8 protein-coding genes are annotated in these 10,816 nt (G+C 73.0%); 5 read left to right on the top strand and 3 right to left on the bottom strand.

Features of this window, described 5'->3' with window-relative positions:
- Positions 1 to 300 precede the first annotated feature (300 nt).
- Both disA and radA read right to left on the bottom strand, forming a co-directional pair.
- The gene (gene disA, locus ABZT03_RS41225) at positions 301 to 1,425 is read right to left on the bottom strand and encodes a DNA integrity scanning diadenylate cyclase DisA (RefSeq protein WP_356048934.1); all 1,125 of its coding nucleotides are present in this window, start codon (positions 1,423 to 1,425) and stop codon (positions 301 to 303) included.
- Between the two features lie 80 nt (positions 1,426 to 1,505).
- Positions 1,506 to 2,915: a DNA repair protein RadA gene (radA, locus tag ABZT03_RS41230; protein WP_356048935.1), complete on the bottom strand. Its 1,410-nt coding sequence runs from the start codon at positions 2,913 to 2,915 to the stop codon at positions 1,506 to 1,508.
- A gap of 252 nt (positions 2,916 to 3,167) precedes the next feature.
- Here radA and ABZT03_RS41235 point away from each other — a divergent pair, with 252 nt between their 5' ends.
- Positions 3,168 to 4,895: a hypothetical protein gene (locus ABZT03_RS41235; protein ID WP_356048936.1), complete on the top strand. Its 1,728-nt coding sequence runs from the start codon at positions 3,168 to 3,170 to the stop codon at positions 4,893 to 4,895.
- Between the two features lie 78 nt (positions 4,896 to 4,973).
- Here the strand turns inward: ABZT03_RS41235 and ABZT03_RS41240 are convergent, their stop codons facing one another.
- Positions 4,974 to 5,768, bottom strand: a complete 795-nt coding sequence (locus ABZT03_RS41240; protein WP_356048941.1) for a hypothetical protein — start codon at positions 5,766 to 5,768, stop codon at positions 4,974 to 4,976.
- 125 nt (positions 5,769 to 5,893) lie between these two features.
- On the opposite strand from ABZT03_RS41240, the gene ABZT03_RS41245 reads away from it, so the two are divergent.
- The 4 genes from ABZT03_RS41245 (at position 5,894) to ilvD (ending at position 10,561) form a co-directional block, all read left to right on the top strand.
- Complete coding sequence (locus ABZT03_RS41245) at positions 5,894 to 6,826, top strand: Ppx/GppA phosphatase family protein (protein WP_356048937.1); 933 nt, start codon at positions 5,894 to 5,896, stop codon at positions 6,824 to 6,826.
- Positions 6,827 to 7,077: 251 nt separating this feature from the next.
- Positions 7,078 to 7,902, top strand: a complete 825-nt coding sequence (locus ABZT03_RS41250) for a sugar phosphate isomerase/epimerase (RefSeq protein ID WP_356048938.1) — start codon at positions 7,078 to 7,080, stop codon at positions 7,900 to 7,902.
- Complete coding sequence (locus ABZT03_RS41255; protein ID WP_356048939.1) at positions 7,899 to 8,504, top strand: TetR family transcriptional regulator; 606 nt, start codon at positions 7,899 to 7,901, stop codon at positions 8,502 to 8,504. Before ABZT03_RS41250 ends, ABZT03_RS41255 begins: the two co-directional genes overlap by 4 nt.
- 203 nt (positions 8,505 to 8,707) lie before the next feature.
- Positions 8,708 to 10,561, top strand: a complete 1,854-nt coding sequence (gene ilvD, locus ABZT03_RS41260; RefSeq protein WP_356048940.1) for a dihydroxy-acid dehydratase — start codon at positions 8,708 to 8,710, stop codon at positions 10,559 to 10,561.
- The last annotated feature ends 255 nt before the right edge of the window (positions 10,562 to 10,816 follow it).

Here is a 10,816-nt window from a genome sequence, read left to right on the forward strand (position 1 = left end):
CCCTGGTACCCGGGTAGCCGCGTGTTGTGGGGTACACCGGCCACCCGGGAGCTCAGAGCAGTGCTTCGGCGGTGATGGGCAGTTCGCGGATGAGCCGGTGAACCTTTCCGGTCACGGCACTAGGAAACGACCAGGAGCGCTCCGGCGGGAACGACTGGCAGCGACCGAGAACGGCCGGAGCGGCCGGCAGCGGCCCCCGGACGGTCCCGCCGGAGGACGCCCCGGGGCCCGGGAGGCCGGGTGGCTGCCCGCGGGGCGGTCACACCTCGCGGGCGGCGTACCGGAAGGACGGCCCGGTGCTCAGACGTACCGTTCGAGGATCGAGGACTCCGCCAGCCGGGACAGGCCCTCGCGGACACTGCGCGCCCTGGCCTCGCCGACGCCGTCGACCGCCTGGAGGTCGTCCACGCTCGCCGCGAGGAGCTTCTGCAGTCCGCCGAAGTGCTCCACGAGCCGGTCGATGATCGCGCCCGGCAGCCGCGGCACCTTCGCCAGCAGTCTGAAGCCCCGCGGGGACACCGCCGAGTCCAGCGCCTCGGGGGAGCCGGTGTAACCCAACGCGCGGGCCACCGTGGGCATTTCGAGCAGCTCGGCGTGTGCCAGGGCGTTCAGCTCGTACAGCGCCTCGTCGACCGTGCGGGAGCGCTTGGCGGTGGGTTCGGGCACGTAGTCCCGCACGACCAGTTCCCGCTCGGGCTCGACACCCGCGATCAACTCGTCCAGCTGGAGGGCCAGAAGGCGGCCGTCCGTGCCCAGTTCAACCACGTATTCGGCGATTTCGGTGGCGATGCGGCGCACCATCTCCAGGCGCTGGGCGACCGCGGAGACGTCCCGGACGGTGACCAGGTCCTCGATCTCCAGCGCGGACAGTGTGCCCGCGACCTCGTCGAGGCGGAGCTTGTAGCGCTCCAGTGTGGCCAGCGCCTGGTTGGCGCGGGACAGGATCGCCGCCGAGTCCTCCAGGACACGGCGCTGCCCGTCGACGTACAGCGCGATCAGGCGCATCGACTGGGAGACGGAGACGACGGGGAAGCCGACCTGCTTGCTGACCCGGTCCGCGGTGCGGTGCCGGGTGCCGGTCTCCTCGGTCGGGATCGTCGGGTCCGGCAGCAGCTGCACGCCGGCCCGCAGGATCTTCGACAGGTCCGAGGACAGCACGATGCCGCCGTCCAGCTTGCACAGTTCGCGCAGGCGGGTCGCGGTGAACTCGACATCCAGGACGAATCCACCCGTGCACATGGACTCGACGGTCTTGTCGGAGCCGAGCAGGATGAGACCACCGGTGTTGCCGCGGAGTACCCGCTCAAGGCCGTCGCGCAGTGCCGTGCCGGGTGCCACGGCACTCAGTGAGGCGCGCATCAGGCCATCGGCACCGGAACTCCCACCGGATTTTCCGGGAGCTGCTGCCCGGTCGTTGGCTGCCACTGCACTCCTCCGGTCGCAGGTTCTGGGGGGCTCCGTTTCGCACATGTGGTTCGTACGGACGGGCGAGACCAGGGCAAAGTCTACCGGCGGTCCTCGCCGTCCCGTGGGGCCTCTCTGCGACGCGAGCGCGGAAGGACGCTCAGGGCCTCTCCCATGTCCGCGACTTCCATCACCTTCATACCCGACGGGACCTTGCCGGGATCGGCCGGTACGAGGGCGTGGGTGAAGCCCAGACGGTGTGCTTCGGACAGCCTGCGCTGGACGCCCGTGACCCGTCTGACCTCGCCGGCGAGGCCCACCTCACCGATCGCGACGAGGTTCTTGGGCAGCGGGGTGTCGCTCGCGGCCGACGCCAGCGCGAGGGCGATCGCCAGGTCGGCGGCCGGCTCCGACAACTTCACACCGCCGACCGTCGCGGAGTAGATGTCCCTTTTGCCCAGGGCGCTGATCCGGCCGCGCTGTTCGAGGACGGCGAGCATCATCGAGACGCGGGAGGTCTCCAGGCCGGACGTGGTGCGCCGGGGGGAGGGGATCTGCGAGTCGACGGTGAGTGCCTGCACTTCGGCCACCAGGGGGCGGCGGCCCTCCAGGGTGACGGTCAGGCAGGTGCCCGGCACCGGTTCGGCCCGCCGGGTCAGGAACAGGCCGCTGGGGTCGGCGAGGCCGGTGATGCCCTCGTCGTGGAGCTCGAAGCAGCCGACCTCGTCCGTCGTGCCGTAGCGGTTCTTGACTCCCCGTACGAGCCGCAGACGCGCGTGGCGGTCGCCCTCGAAGCTCAGGACGACGTCCACAAGGTGCTCCAGCAGGCGGGGTCCGGCGATCGCGCCGTCCTTGGTGACATGGCCCACCAGCAGGGTGGACATCCCGCGCTCCTTGGAGGCCCGGATCAGCGCCCCGGCCACCTCCCGCACCTGCGCCATGCCGCCCGGGGCGCCGTCGATCTCCGGGGAGGCCACGGTCTGCACGGAGTCGACGATCAGCAGCGACGGCTTCACCGCGTCCAAGTGCCCGAGGACGGCCGCCAGATCGGTCTCGGCGGCGAGGTACAGGTGGTCGTCGATGGCGTGGATGCGGTCGGCGCGCAGCCGCACCTGGCTCGCCGACTCCTCACCCGTGACGTACAGCGTGCGGTGTTCGTCACTCGCCGACTTGGCCGCCACGTCGAGCAGGAGGGTCGACTTGCCGACGCCGGGCTCGCCCGCGAGCAGCACGACGGCGCCGGGCACCAGTCCGCCGCCCAGCACCCGGTCCAGCTCGGGCACGCCGGTCGGGCGGGCGGTGGCCTGCCGGCCGTCGACCTGCCCGATGGGCACCGCCGAGGTGGTCACGCGACCGGGGGCCGTCGTACGGACGGCGGGCGCGCCGTACTCCTCGACCGTCCCCCACGCCTGGCACTCGGGGCAGCGGCCGAGCCACTTGGCCGTCTGCCAGCCGCACTCGGTGCAGCGGTAGGACGGCCGGTCCTTGGTGGTCTTCGTACGGGCAGCCATGGACCGAACCGTAACCGCCACCACTGACAACGCGGGCACGAGCCCGTCACCGGGCCGCCGACCGCGCGCTTTCCCCACCCCATCAACGGGCACGATCCGACAGGGCACCCCCTGTGAACCGGCCACCCGCCGTCAAGAACGAGCCAGCGCACCGCCGGTTCATGTCCCCTTATGAGGGATCGTTTCACCCGTACGAATTAAATGTGCTCAAGGGGGAGGAAGGGGCCGACGCGGGCCGCCTACGGTCCACGGATGATGAGCAGCAGTCCGGAGACCTCGACCCGCACCACCGGCGCACATCGGGCGCACCGGGAGGCGCGTGACCGTGGTGCCGCGCGCACGCTCGCGCAGCGGCCGCCCGCGCGCGACGAGCCGTATCTGGACGGCCTGTTCACCTACTGCCTGTCCGTGCTGTGCGACCACGACGCGGCGACCGCCGCCCTGGGCGACGTCCTCGCGCTCGCCGGGCGCCGCCGCGGCCCGGAAGCGTCCGGTGACCGCAGGGCCTGGCTGTACGCGCTGGCCCGCTGGGCCTGTCTGCGCAAGCTGACCGAGGCCAAGCAGAAACGTCAGGGCACGCACGCCTCGGGCCACGGCCCCGACCGGCAGCGGGCCGCGCAGCCCGCCGCCCCGCCGGTCTCCGCCGAGGTCCGGGAACAGCGCCGGAGCCAACTCGCCCTGCTCGCCTGGCCCGAGGCCGCCGGCACCACCCCGGAGCAGCGCGAGGCACTCGAACTCGCGGTGCGCCACCACCTCGCGGCCCACGAGGTTGCCGCCGTCCTCGGCACCGGCCTCACCGCGGCCCGCGAACTGCTCGCGTCCGCCGCCTGCGAGGTGGAACGCACCCGCGCGGCCCTCGCCGTCGTCGAGACCGGCTCCTGCCCGGGTGTGACGCGCCTCACCGGCGACCACCAGTTCGTGCTCAGCACGGCCGTGCGCCGCGAGCTGGTCCGGCACGTCGACGACTGCCCGCGCTGCCGCCGCAGCGCCGAGCGCGCGATCCCCGGCCGCTGGCCCGGCGCCGGAGTCACCCCGGCCGAACTGCCCGTCCTGGAGGCGCCCCGCGCGGCCCTGCACGTGGCCATGACGCACGTCCCGCGCGCGCGGGGCAGCGCCGCCCCGCGCTTCGACCGGCGTGGTTTCCCGATGGACCCCAAGGACCGGGCCGCCCGCAGGGACCGGCTCCGCGCGCGTGCCGTCACGACGACGGTCGTCGCCACCGTCGTCGCCGCCCCGGTGCTCGCCCTGTGGGCCGCCTACCGGGGAGAGCCCGCCGGGGACGGCAAGGACGGTCACCCGGCCACCGCCAGCGAGGCCCGTGGCCCCGACAGCCTCGACGGCGAGGCGCCGACCGGCGGCTACGAGAACGCGGGCAACGCCAGCACCAGTCCCGGCGGCCGCTTCGCCGGGAAGGACACCCCCGACGTGTCGGTGGAGGTCGTCAGCGTCAACGGCGCCGGCCGCAAGGACGCCGGCCGGCTCGACGTGTCGGCGGGCAACAGCGGGGACACCACGCTGGTCACGCTCAGGGCGACCGGCTCCGCCCCGGTCCGCTGGTCCGCGACCACGGCGGCACCCTGGCTGTACCTCAGCCGGTCCTCGGGAACCCTCGCCCCGGGCGACACGTTGACGATCAAGGTGTACGTGGACCACCTGCGCGAGCCGGCCGGGCACTGGAGCGCGCGCGTGGCGGTCGCACCGGCCGCCGCGGTCGTCTCCATCGAGGGTTACGGCACCGCGCCGAGCCCCTCCGGACCGGGCACCCACCCGGGCCACCCGGGCGGTCCGGGCCACGGCGGCCCGCACCCGTCCGGCCCCGGCCCGACCGCCACGGCCTCGGCGTCCGCCGACCCGACGCCGAGCGAGCCGCCGTCCTCCCCGCCCCCGGACCCGACCCCCAGCGACACCGCCCCGACCACCCCGGACACCTCGCCCCCGCCCTCCGACGACGGCGAAGACCCGAGCCCGTCCGACGGGTGACCGCGGGCAGACGGCGGCGGCCGTACGGCTCGTGAGCGCCCGCACCCCGGGTGCGAACGCCCGCCCCCGTCCGCCGGATCAGCCGGCCGGGTCCGCCGGGTGGGGGGCCAGCAGGGGCAGCTGTGCGGCCAGGCGCTCCTCGCACAGCTCGACCAGGCGGTCGTAGCCGGCCTTGCCCATGAGTTCGGTCAGCTCGGGCCGGTAGGACACGTACACCGGGTCGCCCCCGCCGTGCGCCGAGGTCGCCGACGTGCACCACCAGTGCAGGTCGTGGCCGCCGGGGCCCCAGCCGCGCCGGTCGTACTCACCGATCGACACCTGGAGCACGCGGGTGTCGTCGGGCCGGTCGATCCACTCGTAGGTGCGCCGCACCGGCAGCTGCCAGCAGACGTCCGGTTTGGTCTCCAGCGGCTCCCGGCCCTCCTTGAGCGCCAGGATGTGCAGCGAGCAGCCCGCGCCGCCGGCGAAACCGGGCCGGTTCTGGAAGATGCACGAGCCCTCGTAGGGGCGGGTCTGCCGCGACCCCTCGTCGTCCTCCGACACCCAGCCGGTCGCCCGGCCCACGTCGTGGTTCTGCCACAGGTCCGGCGTGAGCCGGGACACATGGTCCGCCACCCGCTTCTCGTCGTCCTCGTCGGAGAAGTGGGCTCCCAGGGTGCAGCAGCCGTCCGCCGCGCGGCCCGCCTGGATGCCCTGGCAGCCGCTGCCGAAGATGCAGTTCCAGCGGGAGGTCAGCCATGTCAGGTCGCAGCGGAAGACCTGCTCCTCGTCCGCCGGATCAGGAAACTCCACCCACGCGCGCGCGAAGTCGAGCCCCTTCTCGTCGGCTGCCAGGGCCTTCTTCGACTTCTTCGACGGCTTCACCGGCGGCACCTGCCCGGGACCGTCGGTCGAAATGTCGGTCTTCGCCTTTTTCGTCTTTGGCACCCGTCCAGGGTAAGTCGCCGGAAGCCGCTCCGGGGACGGCCGGGGGCTCCGCTGGCAGTAGCGTTCCGTGCATGAGACTCGGTGTCCTCGACGTGGGATCGAACACGGTGCACCTGCTGGTGGTGGACGCGCACCCCGGCGCGTGCCCGCTGCCCGCGCACTCGCACAAGGCCGAGCTGCGCCTCGCCCAGCTGCTCGACGACGCCGGGGCCATCGGCCCCGAGGGCGTCGACAAACTCGTCAACGTCGTCCGGGACGCGCTGCAGGCCGCCGAGGACAAGGGCGTCGTCGACCTGCTGCCGTTCGCGACCTCCGCCGTGCGCGAGGCCAGCAACGCCGACGACGTCCTCGCGCGCGTGCAGGCCGAGACGGGCGTCGAGCTCCAGGTCCTGACCGGCGCGGAGGAGGCCCGGCTCACCTTCCTCGCCGCCCGCCGCTGGTTCGGCTGGTCCGCGGGCAAGCTGCTCGTCCTCGACATCGGCGGCGGCTCCCTGGAGATCGCATACGGCATCGACGAGGAGCCCGACGCGGCGGTCTCGCTGCCGCTCGGCGCGGGCCGCCTCACCGCCGCCTGGCTGCCCGGTGACCCGCCCGACCCGGAGGCGATAAGGGCCCTGCGCCGGCATGTCCGCGCCCAGATCGCCCGTACCGTCGGCGAGTTCGCCCGCTTCGGCGCCCCCGACCACGTGGTCGCCACGTCGAAGACCTTCAAGCAGCTGGCCCGCCTCGCCGGTGCCGCCCGCTCCGCCGACGGCCAGTACGTCCAACGCCAGCTGAAGCGGGAGTCCCTGGAAGCCTGGGTCCCGCGACTGGCCGGCATGACCACCGCCGAACGCGCCGAACTCCCCGGGGTGTCCGAGGGCCGCGCCGGCCAGCTCCTGGCGGGCGCCCTGGTCGCGGAGGGCGCGATGGACCTCTTCGGCGTGGAGCACCTGGAGGTCTGCCCGTGGGCCCTGCGTGAGGGCGTGATCCTGCGCCGCCTGGACCACATGGGATCGGCCTGACCGGCCGCCGTCACCCGTGGCGCCCGACGACCGGCCTTCCGATCGCCGGCCCATGACACCGTACGACCGCCTGCGCGAAGTCGGAGCCGATGGCGCCCCATCACCGTCTCCCCGGGTCTGCGACCGCCACGCCGTGCTCCCCAACGCGTGGGCGGCACCGGCGCGTCCGGGGGGCGCGCGGCCGTGGGGAACGCCACAACGGCCGGTGGACGCCCCGCATCCCCCCGACCGCACCCCGTACGCTAGCCCCCGTGGCAAAACCAGTCGTGCGCATCCCGGATGCGAAGGTCGCGCTGTCCACGGCCTCCGTCTACCCGGAGTCCACGGCGACGGCCTTCGAGATCGCCGCGCGCCTCGGGTACGACGGCGTCGAGGTCATGGTGTGGACCGATCCGGTCAGCCAGGACATAGAGGCACTCCGCCGGCTCAGCGACTACCACCAGATCCCGATCCTCGCCGTACACGCTCCCTGCCTGCTCATCACCCAGCGCGTGTGGTCCACCGACCCGTGGGTCAAGCTCCAGCGTGCCCGCGCGGCGGCCGAGAAGCTCGGCGCGACCACGGTCGTCGTCCACCCGCCGTTCCGCTGGCAGCGCCAGTACGCCCGCGACTTCGTCACCGGGATCTGGCGGATGGCGGACGAGACGGATGTGCGGTTCGCCGTCGAGAACATGTATCCCTGGCGCTACAAGGACCGCGAGATGCTCGCGTACGCGCCCGACTGGGACGTGACGAAGGACGACTACCGCCACTTCACGATCGATCTCAGCCACACCTCGACGGCCCGCAGCGACGCCATGCAGATGATCGACCGCATGGCCGACCGCCTCGGTCACGTCCACCTCGCGGACGGCAGGGGCTCCGCCAAGGACGAGCACCTCGTCCCGGGCCGCGGCACGCAGCCCTGCGCCGAACTGCTGGAACGCCTCGCCCTGACCGGCTTCGACGGTCATGTCGTCATCGAGGTCAACACCCGTCGCGCCATGTCCGGCGCGGAGCGGGAGGCCGACCTCGCCGAGGCCCTGGCCTTCACGCGCCTGCACCTGGCGTCCGCGGTGAAAGTGCCCCGGCGGTGACCGGCGTGACCGCCCGCAGGCGTGGCCGGCCCCCTCGCACGGAAGCCGCCGACACCCGCGACCGCATCCTGAACGCGGCCCGTGAGGAGTTCTCCGAGCGGGGCTACGAGAAGACGTCCGTGCGTGGCATCGCGAAGGCCGCCGGCGTCGACCCGGCCCTGGTGCACCACTACTTCGGCACCAAGGAACGGATCTTCGAGGCGGCCATCGAGGTCGCCTTCGCGCCCGCGCTGAACGCGCCGGAGGCACTCGCCGACGGTCCCGTCGACGCGGTCGGGGAGCGTCTGGCCCGCTTCGTCCTCGGCATCTGGGAGAACCCCAGCACGCGCGCGCCGCTGCTGGCGATCGTCCGTTCCGCGGTGACCAACGAGACCGCGGCCGCCGTCTTCCGCCGGCTGATCGCCTCACAGCTGCTGCGCCGCATCGCCGCGCAGCTGGAACTCCCCGACGCGGAACTGCGCGCCGAACTCGCGGCCGCGCAGCTCGTGGGGGCGGCCCTGCTGCGGTACGTGATCAAGGTCGAGCCGCTGGCGTCCGCGGACGTGGAGCAGGTCATCGCGCGCCTGGCGCCGGTGGTGCAGGGACACCTGACCGGTCCCTGACCCGCACCTCCCGCGCGCCGGGAGCCGCGGCCGGACCATGGACGGCGCTGACGCTCCCGCCCCGCCCCGAACGGCCGTACCCCCTGAGACGTGCGTCCCGCATTCCGGACAACGTGTCCGCCCCCTGGATGACCGGCGTACGCTCGTTACCAGTCAGAAGTCTCTGATCGCAGTCCCCGCAGTCCCCGAAGGAGCGAGCGACGATGCCCGAGCTGAGGTCCCGCACAGTCACCCACGGCCGCAACATGGCGGGCGCCCGCGCCCTTATGCGCGCCTCCGGTGTACCCGGCGCGGACATCGGCCGGAAGCCCATCATCGCGGTCGCCAACAGCTTCACGGAGTTCGTGCCGGGCCACACCCATCTCCAGCCGGTCGGCCGGATCGTCAGCCAGGCGATCACCGAGGCCGGCGGCATCCCCCGCGAGTTCAACACGATCGCCGTGGACGACGGCATCGCGATGGGCCACGGCGGCATGCTGTACTCCCTGCCCTCCCGCGACCTGATCGCGGACAGCGTGGAGTACATGGTCGAGGCGCACTGCGCGGACGCCCTGATCTGCATCTCCAACTGCGACAAGATCACCCCGGGCATGCTCAACGCGGCCCTGCGCCTGAACATCCCCACGGTCTTCGTCTCCGGCGGCCCGATGGAGTCCGGCCGCGCCACGCTCGTCGACGGCACGGTCCGCACCCTCGACCTGGTCGACGCGATCTCCGACGCCGTGAACGACAAGATCTCGGACGAGGACATCCTCCGTATCGAGGAGAACGCCTGCCCGACCTGCGGGTCCTGTTCCGGCATGTTCACCGCCAACTCGATGAACTGCCTGACCGAGGCCATCGGCCTGTCCCTCCCGGGCAACGGCTCGGTCCTCGCCACCCACACCGCCCGCAAGGCGCTGTACGAGAACGCCGCCCGCACGGTGATGGACATCACCCGCCGCTACTACGAGCAGGACGACGAGACGGTCCTGCCGCGCAACGTCGCCACCTTCGCGGCCTTCCAGAACGCCATGGCCCTCGACATCGCGATGGGCGGCTCCACCAACACGATCCTCCACCTGCTCGCCGCCGCCCAGGAGGCGGGCGTCCCGTTCGGCCTGGAGGAGATCAACGAGGTCTCGCGCCGGGTGCCCTGCCTCGCGAAGGTCGCGCCGAACGTGGCGAAGGACCGCACGTACTACATGGAGGACGTGCACCGCGCCGGCGGCATCCCCGCCCTCCTCGGCGAACTGCACCGCGCCGGCCAGCTGAACGAGGGCGTGCACGCGGTGCACAGCCCGTCCCTCGCCGACTGGCTGAAGACCTGGGACGTGCGCGCCGGTTCCCCCTCCCCGGAGGCGGTCGAACTGTGGCACGCGGCACCCGGCTGCGTCCGCTCCGCCGAGGCGTTCTCCCAGTCCGAGCGCTGGGAGGCCCTCGACCAGGACGCGGCGGGCGGCTGCATCCGCTCCGCCGAGCACGCGTACTCCAAGGACGGCGGCCTGGCGGTGCTGAAGGGCAACCTGGCCGTGGACGGCTGCGTGGTCAAGACGGCCGGCGTCGACGAGTCCATCTGGACGTTCGAGGGCCCGGCCGTGGTCTGCGAGTCCCAGGAGGAGGCCGTCGAGAAGATCCTCAACAAGCAGATCACCCACGGCGACGTCGTCGTCATCCGCTACGAGGGCCCCAAGGGCGGCCCCGGTATGCAGGAGATGCTCTACCCGACGTCCTTCCTCAAGGGCCGCGGCCTCGGCAAGACCTGCGCCCTGATCACCGACGGCCGCTTCTCCGGCGGCACCTCGGGCCTGTCGATCGGCCACGCCTCGCCCGAGGCGGCCTCCGGCGGCACGATCGCCCTGGTCGAGGACGGCGACCGCATCCGCATCGACATCCCGGGCCGCACGATCGAGCTCCTCGTCGACGAGGCCGAACTGGCGCGCCGCGAGCAGGCGTTGGGCGGGGTGTACGCCCCGAAGAACCGCGAGCGCAAGGTGTCGGCCGCACTGCGCGCCTACGCGGCGATGGCCACCAGCGCGGACAAGGGCGCCGTGCGGGACGTGAGCAAGCTGGGCTGAGGGCCCGGCCCTCGCCCCGGTCCGGTGGGCCGTCCCCGACGCGACGTCGTGGGGGCGGCCCTCGCTCATACCCCGGCACGGTCCGGCGGGGCACCGCTCCTGACGCGAAGTCGTAGAGAGGCGGCCTCGGGTGTGCCGCGTTGCGGTGCCGGCCGGCCCCCGGCCTCGCGTGTGCCGTGCCGTGTCTCCGCCCGTGCCTCCGCCCGCGCCTTCGCCCGTGCCGCGCCTTCGCCGCGCCGCGCCCCCGCCCCGCCG

Source organism: Streptomyces sp. NPDC005574 (genome assembly GCF_040605435.1).
Taxonomy (GTDB): Bacteria; Actinomycetota; Actinomycetes; order Streptomycetales; family Streptomycetaceae; genus Streptomyces.

Bases quoted from the DNA above. Each gene is read 5' to 3' on its own strand.
- radA (WP_356048935.1), bottom strand. From the start codon at position 2,915: ATGGCTGCCCGTACGAAGACCACCAAGGACCGGCCGTCCTACCGCTGC.
- ABZT03_RS41235 (WP_356048936.1), top strand. From the start codon at position 3,168: ATGATGAGCAGCAGTCCGGAGACCTCGACCCGCACCACCGGCGCACAT.
- ilvD (WP_356048940.1), top strand. From the start codon at position 8,708: ATGCCCGAGCTGAGGTCCCGCACAGTCACCCACGGCCGCAACATGGCG.
- ABZT03_RS41245 (WP_356048937.1), top strand. From the start codon at position 5,894: ATGAGACTCGGTGTCCTCGACGTGGGATCGAACACGGTGCACCTGCTG.